Origin of the sequence: Hymenobacter jeongseonensis (genome assembly GCF_015694725.1) — a bacterium.
GTDB classification, from domain to species: Bacteria; Bacteroidota; Bacteroidia; order Cytophagales; family Hymenobacteraceae; genus Hymenobacter; species Hymenobacter jeongseonensis.
On record NZ_JADQDQ010000009.1, the window covers coordinates 55,389 to 76,989 of the forward strand.

The 21,601-nt window shown below is 60.5% G+C and carries 20 protein-coding genes and 1 riboswitch; of the genes, 8 read left to right on the plus strand and 12 right to left on the minus strand.

The window, feature by feature from the left end; translation table 11 throughout:
- The first annotated feature begins 108 nt into the window (after positions 1-108).
- Positions 109-1,380 carry a glutamyl-tRNA reductase gene (gene hemA, locus I2I05_RS16740; protein WP_196283410.1) on the plus strand — a complete coding sequence of 424 codons (1,272 nt, stop codon included), beginning with the start codon at positions 109-111 and terminating at the stop codon, positions 1,378-1,380.
- 67 nt (positions 1,381-1,447) lie between these two features.
- Here the strand turns inward: hemA and I2I05_RS16745 are convergent, their stop codons facing one another.
- The 4 genes from I2I05_RS16745 to fdhD all read right to left on the minus strand — a co-directional run bounded on the left by I2I05_RS16745 (position 1,448) and on the right by fdhD (position 6,230).
- Positions 1,448-1,600, minus strand: coding sequence for a hypothetical protein (locus I2I05_RS16745; RefSeq protein WP_196283411.1), 153 nt, complete (start codon positions 1,598-1,600; stop codon positions 1,448-1,450).
- A 265-nt stretch (positions 1,601-1,865) separates the two neighbouring features.
- The gene (locus I2I05_RS16750; RefSeq protein WP_196283412.1) at positions 1,866-4,421 is read right to left on the minus strand and encodes an FdhF/YdeP family oxidoreductase; all 2,556 of its coding nucleotides are present in this window, start codon (positions 4,419-4,421) and stop codon (positions 1,866-1,868) included.
- A gap of 347 nt (positions 4,422-4,768) precedes the next feature.
- Positions 4,769-5,092 carry a DUF7009 family protein gene (locus I2I05_RS16755; RefSeq protein WP_196283413.1) on the minus strand — a complete coding sequence of 108 codons (324 nt, stop codon included), beginning with the start codon at positions 5,090-5,092 and terminating at the stop codon, positions 4,769-4,771.
- A 259-nt stretch (positions 5,093-5,351) separates the two neighbouring features.
- A complete protein-coding gene (gene fdhD, locus I2I05_RS16760) occupies positions 5,352-6,230 on the minus strand; it encodes a formate dehydrogenase accessory sulfurtransferase FdhD (protein WP_196283414.1) in 879 nt (292 codons plus the stop codon).
- Positions 6,231-6,430: 200 nt separating this feature from the next.
- Here fdhD and I2I05_RS16765 point away from each other — a divergent pair, with 200 nt between their 5' ends.
- The gene (locus I2I05_RS16765; protein WP_196283415.1) at positions 6,431-7,735 is read left to right on the plus strand and encodes a cation:dicarboxylate symporter family transporter; all 1,305 of its coding nucleotides are present in this window, start codon (positions 6,431-6,433) and stop codon (positions 7,733-7,735) included.
- A gap of 115 nt (positions 7,736-7,850) precedes the next feature.
- Positions 7,851-9,038 carry a putative sulfate/molybdate transporter gene (locus tag I2I05_RS16770; RefSeq protein WP_317192367.1) on the plus strand — a complete coding sequence of 396 codons (1,188 nt, stop codon included), beginning with the start codon at positions 7,851-7,853 and terminating at the stop codon, positions 9,036-9,038.
- Between the two features lie 95 nt (positions 9,039-9,133).
- Here the strand turns inward: I2I05_RS16770 and I2I05_RS16775 are convergent, their stop codons facing one another.
- From I2I05_RS16775 to I2I05_RS16790, 4 genes are all read right to left on the minus strand, one after another.
- Positions 9,134-10,711 carry an MDR family MFS transporter gene (locus I2I05_RS16775; RefSeq protein ID WP_230688382.1) on the minus strand — a complete coding sequence of 526 codons (1,578 nt, stop codon included), beginning with the start codon at positions 10,709-10,711 and terminating at the stop codon, positions 9,134-9,136.
- Positions 10,712-10,903: 192 nt separating this feature from the next.
- Entirely contained in the window at positions 10,904-11,695 is a 792-nt protein-coding gene (locus I2I05_RS16780; protein WP_196283416.1) for an SDR family oxidoreductase, read from the minus strand.
- A 3-nt stretch (positions 11,696-11,698) separates the two neighbouring features.
- Entirely contained in the window at positions 11,699-12,076 is a 378-nt protein-coding gene (locus I2I05_RS16785; protein ID WP_196283417.1) for a cupin domain-containing protein, read from the minus strand.
- A 174-nt stretch (positions 12,077-12,250) separates the two neighbouring features.
- Positions 12,251-13,411: an MFS transporter gene (locus I2I05_RS16790; RefSeq protein WP_196283418.1), complete on the minus strand. Its 1,161-nt coding sequence runs from the start codon at positions 13,409-13,411 to the stop codon at positions 12,251-12,253.
- 154 nt (positions 13,412-13,565) lie between these two features.
- Here I2I05_RS16790 and I2I05_RS16795 point away from each other — a divergent pair, with 154 nt between their 5' ends.
- A complete protein-coding gene (locus tag I2I05_RS16795) occupies positions 13,566-13,949 on the plus strand; it encodes a nuclear transport factor 2 family protein (RefSeq protein ID WP_196283419.1) in 384 nt (127 codons plus the stop codon).
- Positions 13,950-13,980: 31 nt separating this feature from the next.
- Here the strand turns inward: I2I05_RS16795 and moaA are convergent, their stop codons facing one another.
- Positions 13,981-15,018 carry a GTP 3',8-cyclase MoaA gene (gene moaA / locus I2I05_RS16800; protein WP_317192368.1) on the minus strand — a complete coding sequence of 346 codons (1,038 nt, stop codon included), beginning with the start codon at positions 15,016-15,018 and terminating at the stop codon, positions 13,981-13,983.
- A 146-nt stretch (positions 15,019-15,164) separates the two neighbouring features.
- Here moaA and I2I05_RS16805 point away from each other — a divergent pair, with 146 nt between their 5' ends.
- Both I2I05_RS16805 and I2I05_RS16810 read left to right on the plus strand, forming a co-directional pair.
- Complete coding sequence (locus I2I05_RS16805) at positions 15,165-15,407, plus strand: MoaD/ThiS family protein (RefSeq protein WP_196283420.1); 243 nt, start codon at positions 15,165-15,167, stop codon at positions 15,405-15,407.
- 98 nt (positions 15,408-15,505) lie between these two features.
- Positions 15,506-15,937 (plus strand): molybdenum cofactor biosynthesis protein MoaE, encoded by a 432-nt coding sequence (locus I2I05_RS16810; RefSeq protein ID WP_230688383.1) that lies wholly within the window; start codon positions 15,506-15,508, stop codon positions 15,935-15,937.
- A 188-nt stretch (positions 15,938-16,125) separates the two neighbouring features.
- Here I2I05_RS16810 and I2I05_RS16815 read toward each other — a convergent pair whose 3' ends face one another.
- The 3 genes from I2I05_RS16815 to moaC form a co-directional block, all read right to left on the minus strand.
- Entirely contained in the window at positions 16,126-16,815 is a 690-nt protein-coding gene (locus tag I2I05_RS16815) for a porin family protein (RefSeq protein ID WP_196283421.1), read from the minus strand.
- A 161-nt stretch (positions 16,816-16,976) separates the two neighbouring features.
- Entirely contained in the window at positions 16,977-18,167 is a 1,191-nt protein-coding gene (locus I2I05_RS16820) for an NTP transferase domain-containing protein (protein ID WP_230688384.1), read from the minus strand.
- 8 nt (positions 18,168-18,175) lie between these two features.
- A complete protein-coding gene (gene moaC, locus I2I05_RS16825; protein WP_196283422.1) occupies positions 18,176-18,667 on the minus strand; it encodes a cyclic pyranopterin monophosphate synthase MoaC in 492 nt (163 codons plus the stop codon).
- 241 nt (positions 18,668-18,908) lie between these two features.
- On the opposite strand from moaC, the gene I2I05_RS16830 reads away from it, so the two are divergent.
- Entirely contained in the window at positions 18,909-19,976 is a 1,068-nt protein-coding gene (locus I2I05_RS16830; RefSeq protein ID WP_196283423.1) for an SDR family oxidoreductase, read from the plus strand.
- Between the two features lie 172 nt (positions 19,977-20,148).
- Positions 20,149-21,372, plus strand: coding sequence for a molybdopterin molybdotransferase MoeA (locus tag I2I05_RS16835; protein ID WP_196283424.1), 1,224 nt, complete (start codon positions 20,149-20,151; stop codon positions 21,370-21,372).
- Between the two features lie 83 nt (positions 21,373-21,455).
- Positions 21,456-21,563, plus strand: a riboswitch (SAM riboswitch).
- The last annotated feature ends 38 nt before the right edge of the window (positions 21,564-21,601 follow it).

Genomic DNA, 21,601 nt, shown 5'->3' on the forward strand with positions numbered 1-21,601 from the left:
CTCTCGGTTAAGTTGCCCGGCGGCCCGAACCGGAGTATTACTTCGGCTGTTTCATTCTTGCCGATTCCTGCCGTAATTTTGTTGTCCGGTTTCGTGCCGATTCAGTCTATGTCGCATCCGTTCAAGGCCGTTAGCCTATCCTTTAAGAAAGCCCCGCTGGCCATCCGCGAGTTGCTTTCTTTAGATGAAGCTGCTTGTCGTCGTTTCCTGCACACCTTGCACCACGATTTGGGTCTTTCCGACCTGCTCGTGCTGAGCACCTGCAACCGTACCGAAGTGTATTACGCGGCCGACGATGACCGCAGCCGCGAAATCATCCTCGCCCTGGGCCACCTCAAGGACCGCGCCGACATCGGCCAGTTCCTCCCCTACTTCGACCTGCTGCCCGACACCGACGCGGCCGTGCAGCATCTGTTTGAAGTAGCCATGGGGCTTGACGCTCAGGTAGTGGGCGACCTGCAAATCAGCAACCAAGTAAAGACGGCCTACCAGTGGTCGGCCGACGCCGACGCGGCGGGTCCGTTTCTGCACCGCCTGCTGCACACGGTGTTTTTCACCAACAAGCGCGTTCAGACCGAAACCAGCTTCCGCGACGGCGCGGCCTCCATCAGCTATGCCGCTCTAGAACTGGTAGAAGAGCTGACGGCCGACGTGGCCAACCCGCGCGTGTTGGTGGTGGGCTTGGGGGAAATTGGTGCCGATGTGTGCCGCCACCTGGCCGCCAGCAAGGCCTTCGGCGACATCACCATCTGCAACCGCACCCGTGGCAAGGCCGAGGAACTGGCCGCTGAGTGCGGCATGCGCCTCGTGGATTTCGAAGATTTGGTGCCCGCGCTCAAAGAGGCCGATGTTATCATTTCTTCCATCAACCGCGCCGAACCGTTCTTTACCCGCGAACTGGTGGCGCACCTCGATGTGCTCAGCTTCAAGTTTTTCGTGGACCTGAGCGTGCCCCGCAGCATTGCTTCCGATGTGGAGCAAGTGCCCGGCGTACTGGTTTATAACATCGACGCCATCCAGAGCAAGGCTTCGGCCGCGCTGCAAACCCGCTTGGCGGCCGTGCCCCAGGTGCGCGCCATCATCGCCGAAAGCATTGTCGGCCTCAACGACTGGGCCAAGGAAATGATGGTTTCGCCGCTCATCCAGAAGATGAAGGCCAGCTTGGAAACCATGCGCCAAGAAGAGCTAGACCGCTACCAAAAGCGCGCCACGCCCGCCGAAAGCAAGCTCCTCGACGAAGCCACCCGCTCGCTGATGCAGAAGATTCTAAAGCAGCACGTGCTGCACCTGAAATCGGCCTGCAAGCGCGACGAAGCGGATAAATTAGTGGCCATGCTGGGCGAGATGTTCGACCTTGAAAAACAGGAAGCGGCGGCGTAATGCAACCCGTCTTTATTCAATAGAAAAGCCCGACCCATTACAGGGTCGGGCTTTTTTATGCTCTAACCTACCGGGTAGTGCGAAACAGCTGCGGGTCAGCCGCCGAGTCTTTGATGAACTCCGGTGAAATCTGCACCTCGACCGCATTCACCAGTTCAACTCCCAAATCGGTTTCTACCCGTATGCGCGGGGCCTGCGCCTGAGCGGGGAAGCAAATCACCCTGACACCAGAAATAGAAGGATTGTGATGAAAAGGCACATGTGGTATCGTGTTGCCAACAAACAGCTTGATACATTATTGAGAAATGGTCATTCAAATTAGGCAAGGGAGCTGAATATGCAATCAGCCCCGTTGCTCAGCTACTTACGAAATGATATTGACCACAAAAAGCCCCGACGCTGCGTAGCGCCGGGGCTTTTCACTCTCGATACTAGTCGTTGCCAGACGGCAAATTGCTTTGCTCGTCCAGCTACAGCCAGAGGCCTTACTCGGCCATCATGGCCTCGCGGGATTTCACCCGTTTATCGTTGTTCACGGCCGTGGGCACCACCGTTACCACCACGTACTTGGAGGTGGGCGTATTGCTCACTTTGGCTACGCTGGAGACGGGCACCAGCGGGTTGGCCTCCGGAAAGTAGGCCGACACGTTGCCTTTGGGAATGTCATAGGGCACGGCGACGAATTTCTCTACCGTGCGCTCCGAGCCTTCGAAGTGGCTGGTGATGTCGATGAGGTCCTTGGATTTGATGCCGCGGTCAGCCATGTCTTCGCGGTTCATGAACAGCACGCGGCGCTCGCCCTGGATGCCCCGGTACCGGTCGTTGTACTCGTAGATGGTGGTGTTGAACTGGTCATGGCTGCGCACGGTCATCAGCACCAGCTGGCCGGGCTCGAGGTGGTGTTTCAGCAGCTCCGTGGTAGAGAAGTTCGCCTTGCCGTTTTTGGTGGTGAATTTCCGCTCGCGGGGGCCATTGGGCAGGTAGAACCCGCCGGGGCGGCGCAGCTTCTCGTTGAAGCCTTCGAAGCCCGGAATCACGCGGCTGATGTGGTCGCGGATAACGTCGTAGTTCTCCGTCATCGCCACCCAGTCGGCAATGTTGGTTTTGTCGCCCAGAGTGGCAATGGCCACGCCCGCAATGATGGCGACTTCGCTCATCATCTGGCCTTCCAGGGGCACCAGCACGCCTTTGTTCTGGCTCACCACGCCCATAGAATTCTCGCAGGAAGTCATCTGGTGACCGGATTTTTGCATGTCAATGTCCAAGTGCGTGAAGCAGGGCAACAGCAGGCTGGTTTCGCCGGTCACGAGGTGGCCGCGGTTGAGCTTGGTGCCCACAAACACGGTCAGTTTCTGCTTGCGCATGCCTTCGGCAATGACTTCGGTGTCGGGGCCGGCCGCCAGCAGGTTGCCGCCAAGGCTGAAGTACACCTTGGTTTTGCCCTTGTACATGGCCTTGATGGACTCTACCACGTCGAGGCCGTGCTCATAAGGCGGCGTGAAGTGGAATTCTTTGGCCAGCGAATCCTGAAACACCTTGGTGGGCTGCTCCCAGATGCCCATGGTGCGGTCGCCCTGCACGTTGGAGTGGCCACGCACCGGGCAAGTGCCCGCGCCGGGCTTGCCGATGGCGCCCTTCATCAGGTGCAGGTTCACGATTTCCTGGATGGTTTGCACGCCCTGGCGCTGCTGCGTGACGCCCATGGCCCAGCAGGTAATGATTTTCTGCTTCGTGGCCAGCATGTTGGCTGCTTCCAGCAACTGGGCGCGGCTGATGCCGCTTTCCGACTCGATGTCTTCCCAGCTGGTGTTGCGGATGTTCTGCTCGAACGACTCGAAACCGGTGGTGTGCTCGGCAATGAAGCCGTGGTCCACGACTTTGCCGGGGTTCATGTCCTCAGCCTCAAACAGGTGCTTCATGATGCCGCGCAGCAGGGCCATGTCGCCGTCAATCCGCACTTGCAGGAACAGGTCGGTAATCTGAGTGCCGTCGCCAATCAGCGCGCCCAAGGCCCGCAGCGGGTTCATGAAATCCTGCGGGTTCTTGAAGTTCTGGAGGCCAGCCTCAATCAGCGGGTTCACGCTGATGATTTTGGCCCCGTTCCGCTTGGCCTTTTGCAAGGCCGACAGCATGCGCGGGTGGTTGGTGCCGGGGTTTTGGCCGATGACGAGGATGACTTCGGCTTCGTACAAATCATTCAGCGTGACGGAGCCTTTGCCCAAGCCCAAGGTGGGGCTGAGCGCGGCGCCGCTGCTTTCGTGGCACATGTTGGAGCAGTCGGGCAGGTTGTTGGTGCCGAACTGCTTGGCGAAAAGCTGGAAAAGGAAAGCCGGCTCATTCGGCACTTTGCCCGACGTGTAGAACAGGGCCTCGTTGGGCGAACTCAAGGCGTTCAGCTCGTCACCTATCATTTTGAAGGCATCGGGCCAGGCAATGGGCTTGTAGTGATTGTCGCCGGGGCGCTTCACCATGGGGTGCGTTAGGCGGCCAGCGTTGTTCTGGTCGCGGTCGGTCATGCGCGAAAGCTCGGCCAAGCTGTGCTTGGCGAAGAACTCAGGACCGGCGGCCTTGTCGTCGGCATCGGACGCGGTGGCCTTGGCGCCGTTCTCGCAGAACTCGGCCACCGAGCGGTGGTCGTCCGGGTCGGGCCAAGCGCAGCTGGAGCAGTCGAAACCGTCCTTCTGGTTCATTTTGAGCAGGCCCTTGGTGCCGCGCTGCAAGCCGCCTTCGCTCCAGCTAAACTCCATGGATTTGATAACAGCCGTGAGGCCGGCGGCTACCCGGTCTTGCTCTTTTAACACGAGGCCGGTCAGCGCTTCCGGGGGCTGGGCCAGAATGGGGTTGCGGTACTTGGCGTTGGGCACGTCGGGGGCGTCTATGTTGCTTTCATCGCGCTCGGATTGCGGGTCCGGGCGGTAGTGGTCGGGCGCTGGCGCGGTGCCCTGGTCGGGCCGTTCGCCGCTGTGCGGCGCATTGGCTTCAGCGCCTTGCTGTTCGGTTTTGCCAGCTTGGCTGGGGTCTTCGGCGGGGGATTTTTCCATGACAAGCAGAACGGTTGATTAATAAGGAATACGGCTCAGCCAAACATCTTAATGTTAATGGCTCGCATTTGTTTAAAAACAATTAACAAGCAGCTGATTTTCAACAAATACGAATTTGCCTAAAAATCAACAAACGTTTCCGGAAAATCATTAAACGCTGTTTCTCCAAATACTAGCCAGCCAACTGAAAGCAGCATGAAAACTACGTAATCTGGCTTGGCGAACACCCGAACACAAGGCATGTACTATTCACCGGAAATACTATCCCGCAAGTGTACTGCGCCATCTACAGTATTGCAAGTGCGTGGCCGCAGCAAATTACCCGCCTGTTACGATTTTGCCAACAATTAGTGACGGCAGTCCAAATCCTTTTCAACCAGCACTTTCAGGGGCTGACTTTCGGCCATCATCAGGGTGGCGGAGAGACCGTTTTGGTCGGTGCTGGTCCACTTGGTGGCCAAGGCAGCCGGCACTTTGATGGTAATGGCTCCAGCCCCGTGGGTGATGCGAAATTCCTCGGTTTCGGAGCGCTCCAGCGCATAAGTGAGGTTCTCCCGCGACGACAACCCCAGTGGCACGACTACCGCGACGCGGCCAGTCTGAGCAAAATGCGCAACTTCAGCTTCAGAGAGCCGGAGGCGAATGGAATTGTCTTCGAAGCGGAGTTTCATACTGGAATTGAATACGGTTTCTTAAGCGGGAAGATATAGCCGGGGTTATCTAGTGCCCGGCTTAAGCAGCGTAAAATTGGCCTTGCAACTCGCTTGTGCTGCCCCGAAAGGCAGCCAGAATTTTGTAGTTTCTATTGGCTTTATACGGCGGCTCTTACTACTTACTATTTAAAAACAGGCCAGCGTCTGCTATTACGACCTTTCACCGGTGCCGTAAAACCGGCACTGTCGTGGCCGGCTCGCGCGGCAAGTATTTCGCCTAGCCATTGGCCTCTTTCAGGCGCCAACCGTGGCTGTAGATATTGTAGCGCCCTTGGCGCACGAAGCCCAGCACGGTCATCCCGAAGTTTTCGGCGGCCTGCACGGCCAGGCTACTCGGGGCACCCACGGCGGCAATAATGCCAATGCCCGCCGCGGCGGCTTTCTGCACCAACTCAAAGCTTACGCGGCCACTCACCAACAGCACGTGCTGGTGAAGCGGCAGCCACTCGGCCAGCAGCGCGGCACCAATCACCTTGTCCAGTGCATTGTGGCGGCCCACGTCTTCGCGCAGCAAGACCAGCTCACCCGCTGGCGTGAACAGCGCCGAGGCGTGCTGGCCCCCGGTTTGCTCGAAGCCGGCCTGAGCGGCACGCAGGCGCTCGGGCAACCGGTGCACTGTTTCGTAGCTCAAATACGGGCCATCGGTGGGCAGCACCGGGCAGGAAGCGGTGCGCACGGCGTCGATGCTGGTTTTGCCGCACACACCGCAGCTGGAGCTAGTATAAAAATGACGCTCCATGGCCGAGAAATCCACTTTGACGTGCGCGGCGAGCTCGGCACGGGTCACGTTGCCGGCTTCTTCGGCCTTTTGCACATCGGGGCAAGGGATAATGCCCAATAAGTCGGATTTGTGCTGAATAATGCCTTCGGTGAGCAGGAAGCCGGCAGCCAGCTCTTCGTCGTGGCCGGGCGTGCGCATGGTCACGGATAAGGTGCGGTGCTCGCGCTGGCCATTTACCTCATAGCCCACGCGGATTTCCAGCGGCTCCTCAGCGGCCAGCTGGTCGGAGGCCGTGACGGGCGGGCCCGCGCCACTCACTTTTTGAATGGTGGCAAACTCGTAACTAGCGGCGGGGAGCAGAATGGCAGGGTCCATGAATAGGATGAGAATATAAATTTTAATCTACACGTCATGCTGAGCTTGTCGAAGCATGACGTGTGCCATAACTAAACCAATCGTCAAACGAAAAAGATTAGTGATGGCGGGCAAGCTACTTCGCTGCGCGCTGCATGACGTTCTTTCATCATGCCGTTCTTGCGCCTCGTTGCCTATCCCGTAGTTACAACTTCTACCGAATGAAATTCAGAAAGCTGACTCAAAATCTTACGCTGTGGGTGCTGCTGGCCATTGTGAGCGGAGCGCTGCTGGGGCACTTTGCACCCGCTACCGCCGTGAAAACTGAATTTCTCGGCAAGTGGTTTATCGCCGTCGTCAAGCTGTTCATCAACCCCATTATTTTCCTCACTATCACCCTCGGCATCAGCACCATGGGCGACTTGAAGAAGGTGGGGCGCATTGGCGGCAAGGCCCTGCTGTATTTCGAAATCGTGACCACGCTGGCGCTGCTCATCGGCGTGGGCGTGGCGGCTTTGGTGAAGCCCGGCGCCGGGGTGGCGGTGGGCAAGGTCAGCGGCGCGGCCGTGGGCGAGTACACCAAACGGGCCGTTGAGTTCTCCTGGCTGCACTTTTTGGCCGATAACTTTACGCTGCAAGTGCTACTGCTCTCCATCGTGCTGGGCATCGTTCTGAGCAAATACGCGGGGCGTAAGCGCATCATTCATTTTCTGAAAGAAGCCTCGAAATACGTATTCCGTGGGCTGCATCTGGTGATGCTGCTAGCGCCCATTGGGGCGTTTGGCGGCATGGCCTTCACCATTGGGAAGTTCGGCATTGCCACGCTGTTGCCACTGGGCAAGCTAATGGCCACGGTGTACTTGACCATGGCCGTGTTCGTTTTTCTTATCCTGGGAGGCATTCTTCGCTACTGCCGCATCGGCATGTGGTCGTTTCTTAAGTACATCAAGGCCGAGTTGCTGATTGTGCTCGGCACTTCTTCGTCCGAAGCCGGCCTGCCGGGCCTCATGGAAAAGCTCGATCGCATGGGTTGCGCGCAGCCGGTGGTGGGGCTGGTGGTGCCCACGGGCTACTCATTTAATCTGGACGGCACCACTATCTACCTGTCGCTGGCCACGCTTTTTCTGGCGCAAGTCTTCCACGTCGATTTATCCGGCGCTCAACTTCTGACCATGATGGGCATTTTGATGGTGACCAGCAAGGGCGCGGCCGGCGTGGCAGGCAGCGGCTTTGTGGTGTTGGCCAGCACGCTCACCGCCCTCAAAGTCATTCCGGTGGAAGGCCTGGCCCTGCTGCTGGGCGTGGACCGGTTTATGTCGGAAGCGCGCTCCATCACCAATTTTATTGGCAACGGGGTGGCCACCGTTTTTCTGGCGCACACCGAAGGCGCCCTCGACCACAACCTGGCCGAAGCCGCCCTGGGCAAGCGCCTGCGGCCCCTGCGCTTCCGCCGCCGCCATCTGAGCAGCGGCGAGTATCTGGGCGAAATAGCAGAGGAAGTGGCCGAAAAAACGGCTCCGCAGTAGCACTGCCTGTAGCGTGGTCGTACCCGGAGGGACTCTGCGAGTCCGCGCATCGAACGAACGAAACCACACGGGCGCGGACTCGCAGAGTCCACGCTACTTCCCGACCTTTGCCACTGTGGAACCCTCAACCCTGACCCAGGCCGAACCGAGCCTTGCCTCTACCCGCCGCCCACCCATCCGCTTCGACCGCAACGAACTGGCCGGCGCGTTTGGCGACCTCGGCACCGACCTGCCGCTGCTCATCGGCGTCATTGCCGCCTCGGGAATGGACAGCGCCGGCGTGCTCATCATGTTCGGGCTGATGCAGGTGTTTTCGGGGCTGTGGTACCGCATGCCCATGCCCGTGCAGCCGCTCAAGGCCTTCGCTGCCTTGGTTATTGCCCAGAAAATTCCCGGGCGGGTCATTTTTGGCGGCGGGCTGGCCATTGGCGTGAGCATGTTCTTCCTGTCGGTAACGGGGCTGATTGATGCCCTGGCGCGGCTCGTGCCCAAGGCCGTGGTGCGCGGCATTCAGTTTGGCTTGGCGCTGCAGCTGGCCACTTTGGCCTTGAAACAGTACGTACCGGCCGACGGCCTGCCCGGCTTTGCGCTAGCGGCGGTGGCGTTCATCATCACGGTGGTGCTGCTGGGCAACCGGCGCTGGCCGGCGGCACTAGCAGTTATTGCCCTGGGCGTGACGTATGCGCTGGTTTTCAAGCTGGATTTGGCCACGGCGCAGCGGGCCGTTGGCCTGCACCTGCCCACCTGGCACGTGCCGCAAATGGCCGATATCCTGACCGGGGCCGTGCTGCTGGCGCTGCCCCAGATTCCGTTGTCGCTGGGCAACTCGGTGCTGGCCACCCGTCAGATTGCCAACGACTACTTCCCCGAGCGGCAGCTCACGGTGCGCAAAATCAGCTTCACGTACGCGCTGATGAACTTATTGAACCCGTTTTTGGGTGGATTTCCGGTATGCCACGGCTCGGGCGGCATGGTGGGGCACTACGCCTTTGGGGCGCGCACGGGCGGCTCGGTGCTGCTGTATGGCGCCCTGTTCCTGGTATTGGGCTTGTTTTTCAGCCAGGGATTTCAGCAGGTGGTCCAGATTTTCCCCCTGCCTATTTTGGGCGTGCTACTCCTGTTCGAAGCCCTGACGCTGGCCGCCTTGCTCCGCGACATCAGCGGCCGGCACTCCGAGCTGCTGGTGGCGCTGCTGGTGGGCTTGCTCTGCGCCGGCCTGCCGTACGGCTATTTAGTGGGTTTGGTGGTGGGCACGGCGCTGCACTACGCTCTGCGGCGCGGCTGGGTGGGGTTGGGGAAGTAGTAGGGTTCGACTTTTGAAAAAGGCAAACGTCATTTCCCTCATCCACTCCTCGTTCGATACCCAAAGCCGGCTATTCTCTTTAATTCTTCACTAAGTCACTCTGCAGTTGCGCCCGGCTCCGCGTTGGTTTTGCGCAAAGGCAGCTCCGGCACAAAAAGAGTTAGAAGCAGTCCGCCCACGACCAAAAAGATATTGACGAAGTAGACCCGCGAAATTGCTTTTGAAAAGGCTGCCCGCATAACCGGCGAGGCGGCGCCTGATGCCGCGCCCACTGGCAGGGCCGGCCCTTCGCTCGTCACCAGCTGCCGCACCGGTACCAACAGCGGCGCACCGGCCGCGGGCAGGTTTTGCGCTAAGGTTAGGGTGAGCACGGCTCCCAGCACCGAGGCCGTAATGGCTCCGCCAATCTGCCGAAAAAACTGGCTGGCCGACGTAGCCTGCCCCAATAGACGCGGCTCGATGGCATTTTGAATGGCCAGCGTGTAGAGCGGCATGGTGGGCCCCAGGCCGATGCCGCAAAGCAGCAAATAGCCCAGCACCTGGTAGTAGCTCACGTTGGCGGGCATGGTAGCTAATAGCGAAAGTCCGCCGAGCAGCACCACCAGTCCGGCCAGCATCCAGCGCTTGTAGTGGCCGTAGCGCGACACCATTTGGCCTGCCAGCAGCGAGCCCATCACCACGCCCATGGAGAGCGGAATGAGGCTCACGCCGGCTTTGGTGGCCGACACGCCCAGCACGTTCACCATGAACAGCGGCTGGAAGATGATGATGCCCAGAAACGCGCCGCCCAGCAGAAACAGCGCCCCGTTGGCCGTCCGAAACACGGGGTTTTGGAAGAGCTGAAAATCCAGGATGGGGTTCTCGTGCCGCAGGCTGCGAAACACGAACCCTGCCAGCGAAACCACAGCCACCGCCAGCAACCCCAGCGTGACGGGGTCCGTCCAGCCGTACACCGCCCTATTGAGTTGCAGGGCCATTACCAGCGGCACCAAGCCCGCCATGAGCAAGGCGGCCGAGAGGTAATCGAACGGCTTGGGCTGGCTGCGCGGGCGCAGGGCGGGCATCTGGGTCAGGATAAACCACAAAGCCAGCAGGCCCAGCGGCAGATTCACGTAGAACACCAGCCGCCAGCCGGCCACGCCCGGAATCAGGTTGCTGCCGTGGTCGGTGAGGAAACCGCCCAGAAACGGCCCCAGCACCGACGAAGTACCGAATACCGCCCCCGTAAACCCCTGGTACCGCCCCCGCTCAGCCGGCGGAAACAAATCAGCAATGATGATGAAGGCCATGGCGAATAGTCCCGCCCCGCCGAACCCCTGAATGGCCCGGAACACCACCAGCTGGTTCATGCCGTCGCCCAGCAGCGGCAGCGGGCCAAACTCGCCGGCCAGCCCGCACAGCATCGAGCCAATGAGAAAAATAATAACGGCCGTGACCTCAATCTTGCGCCGCGAGTACATGTCGGCGAGCTTGCCATAAATGGGCACCAGTGCCGTGCTGGCCACCAAATACGCCGTGGCTACCCACGTAAACCGCTCCAGCCCGTGCAAATCTTCCACGATGCGCGGCAGCGCCGTGGACACAATGGTCTGGTCGAGCGAGCCAAGAAACATGGCCAACAAAACGCCGGCAAACGTGAGCATTTTCTGCCGGTGGGAACGGTTCTCGTCCAAAGCGTGGGTAGGGTGAGGTGATAAGGAGAAGGAAGAAGCGAAAGCAGAAACAGGCCAAGAAGAACGTCATGCAGAGCGCAGCGAAGCATCTTGCCCGCCACCGCTACTCCTTACGATAGGTCTAGTGGTGGCGGGCAAGATGCTTCGCTGCGCTCTGCATGACGTGTATTTAGGTTGCGCTACCCGGCGCCATTATAGCAGCGAGCGAATCCAGCCCCCATCTACGGCAATGGAGCTGCCGGTGATGTAACTGGCGCGCTCCGAGCATAAAAAAGCCGCTAGGGCCGCAAACTCCCGGGGCTCGCCGAGGCGCCGCATCGGAATTTCGGCTTCCCAACGAGCCGTGGCATCGGCGGCCGAAATGCCGTCGCGCGCGGCCACGGCATCGGCCAGGTTCACCACCCGCTCGGTGCGCGTGTAGCCGGGCAGGATGTTGTTTACCGTGACGCCAAACGGCGCGACTTCGTTGGCCAGCGTGCGGGCCATGCCGGTCACGGCTGCGCGCAGGCTGTTGGAGAGCAACAAATTGTCAACTGGTTGCTTGGCCGCGATGGACGTCACGTTCAGAATGCGGCCCCAGCCCCGCTGCTTCATGCCGGGGAGCACGGCGCGGGTGAGCTCCACCACGCTGGTGAGCAGCAGGTGCGTGGCCGACTCCCACATTTCCCGACTCAGCGTGTCGAAGGTACCGGCGGGTGGGCCGCCGGCGTTGGTCACCAGAATGTCGACGCGGCCAAACCGCTCCATGGCGGCCTGCACCACGCGGGCCACGTCGGCGGGGTCGGCCACATTGGCTGGCACGCCGAGCACGGGCACGCCGGTAGCCGCCGCGATGGCGGCGCAGGTTTCCTGGAGAGCTTCTTCGCCGCGGGCGCATAGCACTAGCGAGGCACCTTCGGCCGCGAGTTCTTCGGCTACGGCGCGGCCCAGGCCCTTGCTGGCGGCGGCCACCAGGGCCACTTTGCCTTTTAGTCCGAGGTCCATGGGCTATTTCTGGCGCAGGTAATCGTCGGATTTATCCAACCAATCCTGGCGGGGCGGGCTGAAGATGTCCACGTCCAGCGTGTCTTCCAAGGCCTCCGCCGTGTGCGGCACGTTGGACGGGATGTGTAGCACTTCGCCGGCCCGCACGATGATTTCCTCGCCGTCTTCGGCCCCAATATGGAAACGTAAAGCGCCTTCCAGAATGTAGGTTATCTGTTCATTAATGTGGTGGTGCAGGGGCACAACGCAGCCTTTTTTGAGGTACACGTGGGCCAGCATCATGTCATTGCCCGTGATGAGGCGGCGCGATAACTGGTCCGACAGTTGCTCTTTGGGCATGTCGTCCCAGGTGTATTTGGTGGCGGTTTGGGTTACTTCCATGAGGTGGATTGGATGGGTTTTGATGGTTGAGAAGCGTTTCAGCACTCAAGAACGTCATGCAGAGCGCAGTGAAGCATCTCGCGTGCCACCGCTAATTACTTATTGCATGCGAGATGCTTCGCTGCGCTCTGCATGACGTTCTTTTTTGGGGCTCTCCTGCATAACTCCGGCAACCTACACCCGCACCCGGCTGGCCACCGCCGACACGCACAAGCCCATAAAGGCAATTAGGGCAAACGAAAAGCGCAGGCTGGTGGCGCCGGCCACCATGCCAATCACCGGCGGCCCCAGCAAAAAGCCCAAAAAGCCAATGGTCGAAACCGAAGCCAGCGCCATACCCGCCGACATATGCGTGGACCGACCCGCCGCGCTATACACCAGCGGCACCACCGCCGACGTCCCGAACCCCACCAAAAAGAACCCGAACAGCGCCGTGCCCAGCATCGGCAGCAGCACGGCAATAGACAGGCCGGTAGCGGTGAGCAAGCCGCAGAGCTGAATAACGCGCCGGGCGCCCAGCCGCTCGGCCAGCTTATCGGCCCCAAAGCGGCCCAGCGCCATGGTGCTCATAAAAGCCGTGTAGCCCGCGCCCACCCAATCTTTATCAGCCTGAATAACCTTTTTGAAATACACGCCGCTCCAGTCAAACATGGCGCCTTCGCAGATGAGGGCACAAAAGGCAATGGCGCCCAGGCCCAACAGCTCTTTGTCGGGCTTCACGAAAATGGGTTGGTCGGGGTCGACGCCGGTGTCTTCGCGCACGGTGTAGCCGGCGCTCACCGCCAAGCCTGCCAGGATAAACAGCTCAATGAGCACGAAATGCACGCCCGGCGGCACCGCGTGGCCAATCATGAAAGCGCCCACCGCCGCGGCCGCAAACCCCGCCAGGCTCCACAGCCCGTGGAAGGAAGCCATGATGGGCTTGTGCTTGTAGAGCCGCTCCACGCCCACGGCCTGCGTATTCACCGAAATATTGGTCAGGTTGCCGCCCACGCCAAACAGTATCAGGCAGGGTATCAGCTGGTAGAGGTTGCTGGCCCAGCCCATGGCCACCAAGGCCGTGGCATAGAGCACCACGCCCCACAGCACCACTTTGCGGCTGCCTTCCTTGGCCACCAGCCAGCCCGTGACGGGCAACGACAGCAGCTGGCCGATGGGCAGCGCCAGCAGCAACAGGCCCAGTTGCGCTTCCGAAATGCCCATGCGCTGCTGCACGCTCGGGATGCGCGAAGCCCAGCTGGCAAAGCACAGGCCCAACAGGAAAAACAAAGCGCCCACTGCCAACCGGTGGGCTTTTCGGGAAATGGGCAGGGCCGTTGCAGTCAATGAAATCATACCGAATACCTTCTCGGCCCGAGCGCTGGGCAGGGGCCGTTTCACACTATTTTTTAGCAAATTACAAGCTCCCCCAACGCCGGCCAGCACGGAGTAGTTGCTTTATTCGTAAAAGGTTTTTCCGGCTTCCAGCAAACGTTCCCGCTCCGAAATCATGACCCAACAAGACCATAACAAGCAGAACGCCATTGCTTTCTATGAGCTGATGTTCAACGACTGCCAGCCCGGCAAAGCGCTGGAACAATACGTCGGCGCCGAGTACATTCAGCACAACCCCCATGTGGCCGACGGCAAGCTGGGCTTCCTCGCGTATTTCCTGCGCATGCAGGCCGAATACCCCGGCAAGCACGTGCGCGTGGTCCGCGCCGTGGCCGAAGGCGACCTGGTGGTGCTGCACTGCCACCAAACCTGGCCCGGCGGCCACGACTACGCCGGCATCGACATTTTTCGGTTCGATGCGGACGGAAAAATCGTGGAGCACTGGGACGTGCTGCAAGTGGTGCCCGAAGCGGCGCAGAATACCAACGGCATGTTTTAGCAGGCAAAAACGCGAACTGCCACGCTGCTAGCTAGCCGCCGATGGTGGCCATGCTCTCGAAGCTAAGCTGGTGCAGGGGCCGCTGTCGCTCCGCTTCGAAACCGTTGGCCGCCCGGAAACGGAAGGCCGCCGCGAGCGCTGCGGCTATTTCTTCGTCGTCCTTGCCGCCGCGGAGCAGGGCCCGCACATCGAGCACGCCTTGGTCATAAAGGCAGGTTTTGATGCCGCCTTCGGCCGTCATGCGCAGGCGGTTGCAGGTACCGCAGAACGTGCGCGAATACGCCGCGATGATGCCCACACGGCCCTGGTGGCCGGCAATGGAATAATCTGAGGCAGTAGCTCCGGGCGCCATGGCCACCGGCGTGAGCTCGCCAAAATGTTGCTCGAGGTGCTGGCGGATGCGCACGTGGTTCCACGGCAGCGAATCGGGTCCGGCCTCGTGGCTGCCACCGTTGAAGGGCATTTCCTCGATAAAGCGCACGTCCACGGGCAGGGTGCGGCTCAGGTCGGCCAAAGGAATCAAGGCATCGATGTTCTGCCCGTCCATCACCACCGCGTTGATTTTGACCTTGATACCGGCGTCTAGCAAGGCGTAGAACGTTTCCATCACGCGCGGCAACTCGTCGCGCCGCGTGATGCTGGCAAAACGGGCGCGGTCCAACGTGTCGAGGCTGAGGTTTACCGCCTTCACGCCCATGCGGGCCAGCGCGGGCACGTGCGGTGCAGTGAGTACCCCATTGGTGGTGAGGCTGATGTCTTCGATGCCGGGCAGCTGGGCCAGGCGTTCCATGAAGGGCACCAAGTCGCGCCGCACGAAGGGCTCGCCGCCGGTCAGGCGCACTTTGCGCACGCCCATGGTGGCCAGCAGGCCGGTGAGGCGCAGCATTTCTTCGTAGCTCAGCAACTCGTGCTTGGGCATGTACTTGATGCCTTCTTCGGGCATGCAATAGAAGCAGCGCAGGTTGCAGCGGTCCGTCACGGCTAGGCGCAGGTATTCTAGCGGCCGGCCGTGCTGGTCGTAGAGCGTCGAAACCACGTTGGTGGCCGCAGGAGAAGCAGTTGAAAGCACGTTTATCACCAATTTTGTCGGGCTGTACGTAAGACAACCCGCTTGCGGTAAACCCCCGACAGCCGCCAGGTGTTCAGATGGGGTACGCAGCAGGCTCGAAAGCCCTGCTGAGCGCCGGTTTACACCACTATTTTACGTCGAAAGATATGTCTTTAAAAGTCTCCTTGTTCGGCATCACCCGCGATATCGTGGGTACGTCGGTTATAGAGCTTCCCGCTCCGGCACCTGCTACGGTGGGCGAGCTGCTGGCCGAAATGCGCAAGCAATACCCCGCTCTGGGCGAATTGCGCAGCTGCGCCGTGGCCGTAAACAACGAATACGCCTCGCTCGACCAGCCTTTGCACACAGTCGATGAAATTGCCCTCATCCCGCCCGTAGCCGGCGGCTAACCCGTAGCGCGGACTTTTAGTCCGCGCCTGAACTACCACATCGGCGTTGCTTCTCCGAGCAGCAACTCGCGGACTAAAAGTCCGCGCTACTTTTTGCAATGTCCATAATGACGCCCCACCTCGAAATCACCGACCAACCCATCAACGTAGCTGCGGCCCTCGCTGCCGTGCAAACCGACGCCGCGGGTGCGGTCAACGCCTTTATCGGCACGGTGCGCAACCAATCGGGCGGCCGCCCAGTGCGCCGCCTGCACTACGAATCTTATGATAGCATGGCCCTCACGCAGCTTGGCCATGTGGTAGCGCAGGCATACGAAAAGTGGCCCATGCTTCAGGAAGTGGCCGTGGTGCACCGCAAAGGCACGCTAGCTCTTGGCGATGTGGCCGTGGTGGTGGCCGTGGCCACGCCGCACCGCGCCGAAAGCTTCGCCGCCTGCCAGTTCATAATCGACACATTAAAGCAAGTAGTGACGATATGGAAAAGGGAGGAATACGAGGACGGCACGGAGTGGGTAGCGGCGCATCCGTAGCTTATCTGTATTCACCAAAAAGCCCGGTTCCTGCGCAGGAACCGGGCTTTTTAATGGCAAAACATTTCATCTGTCATGCTGAGCGCAGCGAAGCATCTTGTCACACAACAACTACTTTGTTCAGCGGTCAGAAGATGCTTTGCGATGCTCAGCATGACAGGCGGGCAATCATGCGACGAGCGGCAGAATTACTTGCCTCCAATCAAGTAGCCGAGCGAGAGTTGGAAGGCGGAGTGACGAGCGTTTTTCAGGTCGCCGTCGAAATAGCTGTTATCGTCGCTTTTTACGAAGTCGCTGAAGGCGCCGGTGTAGCGCAGGTTCAGGCTCAGGCCGTTTTCAGCTTGATAGCCCACGCCGGCCAGGTAGCCGAGTTCGTTGCGGTTGAGGCCGCTCACGTCGTTTTTGTCGCGGGCTTCGACGGTGGACGGCGCGCCGCCGAGAGCAGGCGTAATGGTCGTTTTGGTCTCGTTGTTGGAGCTGAGCAGGTAGGAGTACTGCGGGCCGGCCTCGACGATGAAACCGGCGGCGTTGATTTTTAGCAGCACCGGCACGTCGATGTAGTTGAAATTGACATCACCCTCGCGCTTTTGCTTGCGGCCCAGAATGTCGGTGAATTCGGTGGGCTTGTTCTCAAAGCCCTTTTGCGAATACAGAATTTCGGGCTGCACCGAGAAGAAACCTTCCACGACGGGCACGTTGACCATTACACCGCCCAAAAAACCGATTTTGTTATTGTAGGTATCTTCGTTTTTGATGTTGCCGGCCAGGTTGGAATAATTAGCACCGGCGCGCAAACCAAAGCGCACGTCCTGGGCCTGGGCCGATGAAACCGCCGCCGTAGCGAATAAAGCCCCGATTAGAAATGCAGATTTTTTCATGGTGACTGAATAGGTTGAATATGGATTCGGATTGGCCCTACTCGAAAAGTGTGCCAATCAGAACCGTAAACGACCTTTTTAAGTCAACAGATGTACCATAAGGGCCAAAAAAATCTGCGCAGTTTCCGCAATAAACTTCCAACCTGCATCGGGGCAGTGGGTTAGCGAATCAATTCGCGCTGCGCCGCGGCCCGCTCTTCGGGCGTGTTCACGTTGCGCAGCTCTTCGGGCACTGGCGGAGTTAGTAGTTCGATATCAGAATTAATCAGCGCCTTCCGCGGGCAGGAATAGCCAAGCGCCAAAAACCGCAGCAACTGCCCGTAGCTCCGCGGTTCCCAAATGGTGACCAACGGCTCCGGAAAGTCATTCCAAGGGCTTTTGAGGGCCGTAGCGGCGCGGGCCGGCTGCCGGTTCGTCACCAAAAACTCCAGCGTGGTGCGGGTGAGAAAGGGCAAGTCGCAGGCCAGTACCAGCCATGCCGCATTAGGGTCGGCCTGAAAAGCGGATAGCAAGCCCCCCAGCGGGCCGAGGTTGAGGAACGTATCGGGCAAAGGCTTCAGGCCCGCGGGCAGCTCGGCGGCCTGGTCGGGACGCACGGATACGCGCACGTCGGGGCAAAATTCGCTGAGCAGCGCGGCGGTGTGCTGGCGCTGGTCGAGGGCGTGGTAGTGCAGGGCGCCTTTGTCGGTCTGCATCCGTTCGCTGCGGCCGCCGGCCAGCACGAGGCCGCGCAGCACCGGCACGGCCAGTTCGTACCACTGCCGGATGAAAGCGGCGATGGCGGCGGTATTGGCGAGGCGCAGCACAGGGGGCAGCGGCGCGGCGCTCAGGTGCTCGGCCAGCACAGCGGGCAAGTCGGTTTGACCCTCGGCCAGGAGAATGAGGCGCACGTCGGTGAGGCGGTCGAGCTTCTTATCCAGCGGCTTGCGCGGGTCCACAATCACCACTTGCTGGCGGGCCCGAAAGTGGTTGCCATTGACGAGCACCACGCTTTCGTGGGCCAGCAGCTCGGGCTGCGAAAACTTGTCCAGCACCCGCGTCAGGTTGAGCTGGCGGTAGGTTATTTTATCGACTAGCTCGGCGGAAAGGCCATTGGCGGCTACGTAGGGCACCGGGTTGGTCTGGGCTGCTGCCGAACCCTCGGCGGCATCGCCAGCGGCGTGGTCGGCATCGACGTACGCTACCCGTAGTTTCGGGGCAAGATGCGGCAGCAATCGGGCTACCAAGGCTTGAATCTCCCCGCAGGGAGCCCCCAAAATGGCTAATTCGTGCCGCCCAAATTCGCCCATATCGGGCCGGGCCAAGGCCGCGTGTTTCGTTCGTTTTGCTGTTGGGCTTGAATGACTGTCCATGATGGAATTTACGAATTTTCGGGACGCAAAAAGTCGCGCTTACCCCCGGTTTTTTCCACAAGCTGCACGCTATCAATGGTAATGTCGTGCGAAAACGCCTTGCACATGTCGTAGATGGTGAGGGCCGCGACGGTGGCGCCGGTAAGCGCCTCCATCTCCACGCCCGTGCGGCCGGTGACCACGGCGGTGCATTCCACGCGTAGGGCGTCGGGGCCGTCGGGCTCGATGGTGACCTTGCAATCGTCCAGGCCCAGCGGGTGGCACAGCGGGATGAGTTCCGAGGTGCGCTTGGCGCCCATGATGCCCGCCAGAATGGCCGTGTGAATGACCGGACCCTTGTGCGAAGGCATTTCGCCGGCCTGCACCCGGCCCAGCAGCTCTGCGCCCAGCACCACGCGGCAGCGGGCGCGGGCCACGCGGCGGGTTGGGGTTTTGGCGCCCACGTCCACCATAGTAGGCTGGTTGGCGGCGTTGACGTGGGTAAAATTCTTGGTTAGCATAGCGCTTACAGACGCAGACTAGCGTCTAATCGTTGGCATTGTGAGTAAAAAGCGACGGCCCCGCGCCAGGCACGCGGCAGCCGCAGCGTTGCTAACAGCCAATTGCGGCTGCGGATTGTTTAGCTGCAAAATATCGTGCAGGAGGTCCGTTTTCCGGCCATTAACTGCCCAAAACACGTTTGCTCACTGCAAACAACGCGGGTTGGGCCTGCCCAAGCCCGCATTCAACTCGAATTTTAATATGACCAATACAGCTTTAGTCGTCGGTGCCAGTGGCATTATCGGCAGCAACCTCGCCCAAGAACTCCTCGCCAACAACTGGACTACCTACGGCCTGGCCCGCCGGCCCAGCACCGACATTGCCGGCCTGCAGCCCGTAGCCGCCGACCTCATGGACGTGGCCAGCCTGGAAACGGCCCTGGCCGACCTGGCGCCCACGCACGTTTTCATCACCAGCTGGATGCGCAACGACACCGAGGCCGAAAACATCCGCGTGAACAGCGCCATGGTGCGCAACCTGCTGGCGGTGCTCGGCCCGAAAAAATCGGTGCAGCACGTGGCCCTGGTTACTGGCTTGAAGCATTATCTGGGGCCATTTGAGGCGTATGTGAGTGGAGGCGTGGCGCCGCCTACGCCGTTGCGGGAGTCGCAGCCCCGGCTGGCGCTCGACAACTTTTACTACGCGCAGGAAGACGAAGTATATGCCGCGGCCGAGCGAGACGGCTTCACCTGGAGCATTCACCGCCCGCACACCATCATCGGCAAGGCCGTGGGCAACCTCATGAACCTGGGCACCACGCTGGCCGTGTACGCCAGCATCTGCAAGGAAACGGGGCGGCCGTTCCGCTGGCCCGGCTCAAAAGCGCAGTGGGAAGGCCTGTCCGACGTGACCGATGCCCGCGTTATCGCCAAGCAGCTGGTGTGGGCCGCCACCACCGAAGCCGCCCGCAACGAAGCCTACAACATCGTGAACGGGGATATTTTCCGCTGGAGCTGGCTGTGGGGAAAGCTGGCCGATTGGTTTGGCGTGGAGCCCGTGGGTTTCGACGGCGCCATTCACCCATTAGAGGCTGAAATGGCCGCGGACGCGGACCTCTGGCGCGACATTGCCACGCGCCACGGCCTCGCCGAGCCCGACCTGAGCCGCCTGGCCTCGCCCTGGCACACCGACCTGGACTTGGGCCGGCCCATCGAAGTAATGACCGACATGGCCAACAGCCGCGAGCGGGGCTTCGCCGTGTACCAGCGCACTGAAGATTCCTTCTTCGACCTGTTTACCAAGCTGCGCGAAGACCGGTTGATTCCGTAGGTAAGCAGGACTATTTCCTACAACGTCATGTTGAGCGCAGCCGAAGCATCTCGCTCGGAGCAGTAAATCAAATGATTGCAACGAAGCGGGCGAGATGCTTCGGCTGCGCTCAGCATGACGGCCTTGGTTCATCCGTTGCAATTCAATAATTAGTCTCGCCATAAACCTGCCCATGATTTCCACTGCCGAAGCCACTGCCCGCGTGCTGGCCACTGCCCGCCCTTTGCCGCCCGAAACCGTGCCGCTGCCCAAGGCGCTGGGCCGCATTTTAGCAGAAAGCCTCACGGCCGACCGCGACTTTCCGCCTTTCAGCCGGGTGGCCATGGATGGCATTGCGGTAGTGCACGCTACCTGGGCCGCTGGCCAAACGGAGTTTGGTATCGAGCACACGCAGTATGCCGGCGCGCCCCCGCAGCTGCTGCAAAATACCCAGGCGGCCGTGGAAGTCATGACCGGCGCTGTGCTGCCGCCCGGCACCGATGTGGTGGTGCGCTACGAAGACATTTTGCTGGAAGGTGGCCGCGCAAGCATTCAGATTGCGCCCCCCGACGCGCCTGGCGTCAACATTCACCGCCAGGCGGCGGACCGCCGCCAAGGCGATGTGCTCCTCACCCCCGGCACTCGTTTGGGCCCAGCCGAACTAGCTGTGGCCGCCACTGTGGGAGCCGCCGAAATCCGCGTGACCCGCACGCCGCGCGTGGCCGTGGTGAGCACCGGCGATGAATTGGTGGGCATTAATGAGACGCCCCTGCCGCACCAAATCCGGCGTTCCAATGCTTATGCGCTCCAGGGCTTGTTTGCACAGACCGGCGCGGAGGTGTCGCTTTTCCACCTTACCGACGAGATTACGGCGTTACGTCAGGGCCTCATCAATATCCTAAGCGCGGGCTTTGATGCCGTGGTGCTGAGCGGCGCCGTGAGCAAGGGCCGCGCCGACCACCTCCCGAGTCTACTCCGCGAGTTGGAAGTGGTCGAGATTTTCCACGAAGTGAACCAGCGCCCCGGCAAGCCCATGTGGTTTGGCGCGCGCGCCGAAGGCCCGGTAGTGTTCGGCCTTCCCGGCAACCCGGTCTCGACGTTCCTCACGGCGTGCCGCTACGTGCGGCCCTGGCTGCGCGCCGTCCAGCAGCCCGAAAACGCTGCCGACATGCCCGCAGCCCTGGAAGCCCCCGCTCCTGCCGTGCTGACTGTTGACATCAATTTTAAACCGCAGCTAGCCCACTTCGTGCCCGTGCGCCTGACTGTTGATGCCGATGGCCGACGCTTAGCCACGCCGCTGCGCGTGGGAGGCTCCGGCGATTTAACCGGCTTGGTCGGGGCAACGGCGTTTCTGGAGCTGCCACCCGAGCCGGCGGTATTTCCTGCTGGCAGCGTGTGGCCCGCCTGGGCGCTGTAATAAGTAGAACCTGTTGCGCTCAGCATGACACATACCTTTTGAGGTAGACTGCAATCCGTCTTCCGTCGTATCTTCGCGGTACGCTGCTATCCAGAAAGACCGAGGGACCGGGCCCGATGACGTCTTGGCAACCTACCACGAGTAGGTGCCAACTCCCGTTTCACCACGATTTCGGTGGAAGAAGATGACAGCCGGAACCGTGCCAGCCCGCACGGGTTTCTTTCTGGAT

What these genes read in the sequence shown, in the direction of transcription:
- hemA (WP_196283410.1), top strand. Translation starts at nt 109, where the DNA reads ATGTCGCATCCGTTCAAGGCCGTTAGCCTATCCTTTAAGAAAGCCCCG.
- I2I05_RS16750 (WP_196283412.1), bottom strand. Translation starts at nt 4,421, where the DNA reads ATGGAAAAATCCCCCGCCGAAGACCCCAGCCAAGCTGGCAAAACCGAA.
- I2I05_RS16755 (WP_196283413.1), bottom strand. Translation starts at nt 5,092, where the DNA reads ATGAAACTCCGCTTCGAAGACAATTCCATTCGCCTCCGGCTCTCTGAA.
- fdhD (WP_196283414.1), bottom strand. Translation starts at nt 6,230, where the DNA reads ATGGACCCTGCCATTCTGCTCCCCGCCGCTAGTTACGAGTTTGCCACC.
- I2I05_RS16765 (WP_196283415.1), top strand. Translation starts at nt 6,431, where the DNA reads ATGAAATTCAGAAAGCTGACTCAAAATCTTACGCTGTGGGTGCTGCTG.
- I2I05_RS16780 (WP_196283416.1), bottom strand. Translation starts at nt 11,695, where the DNA reads ATGGACCTCGGACTAAAAGGCAAAGTGGCCCTGGTGGCCGCCGCCAGC.
- I2I05_RS16785 (WP_196283417.1), bottom strand. Translation starts at nt 12,076, where the DNA reads ATGGAAGTAACCCAAACCGCCACCAAATACACCTGGGACGACATGCCC.
- I2I05_RS16790 (WP_196283418.1), bottom strand. Translation starts at nt 13,411, where the DNA reads ATGATTTCATTGACTGCAACGGCCCTGCCCATTTCCCGAAAAGCCCAC.
- I2I05_RS16795 (WP_196283419.1), top strand. Translation starts at nt 13,566, where the DNA reads ATGACCCAACAAGACCATAACAAGCAGAACGCCATTGCTTTCTATGAG.
- I2I05_RS16805 (WP_196283420.1), top strand. Translation starts at nt 15,165, where the DNA reads ATGTCTTTAAAAGTCTCCTTGTTCGGCATCACCCGCGATATCGTGGGT.
- I2I05_RS16810 (WP_230688383.1), top strand. Translation starts at nt 15,506, where the DNA reads ATGTCCATAATGACGCCCCACCTCGAAATCACCGACCAACCCATCAAC.
- I2I05_RS16815 (WP_196283421.1), bottom strand. Translation starts at nt 16,815, where the DNA reads ATGAAAAAATCTGCATTTCTAATCGGGGCTTTATTCGCTACGGCGGCG.
- I2I05_RS16820 (WP_230688384.1), bottom strand. Translation starts at nt 18,167, where the DNA reads ATGGACAGTCATTCAAGCCCAACAGCAAAACGAACGAAACACGCGGCC.
- moaC (WP_196283422.1), bottom strand. Translation starts at nt 18,667, where the DNA reads ATGCTAACCAAGAATTTTACCCACGTCAACGCCGCCAACCAGCCTACT.
- I2I05_RS16830 (WP_196283423.1), top strand. Translation starts at nt 18,909, where the DNA reads ATGACCAATACAGCTTTAGTCGTCGGTGCCAGTGGCATTATCGGCAGC.
- I2I05_RS16835 (WP_196283424.1), top strand. Translation starts at nt 20,149, where the DNA reads ATGATTTCCACTGCCGAAGCCACTGCCCGCGTGCTGGCCACTGCCCGC.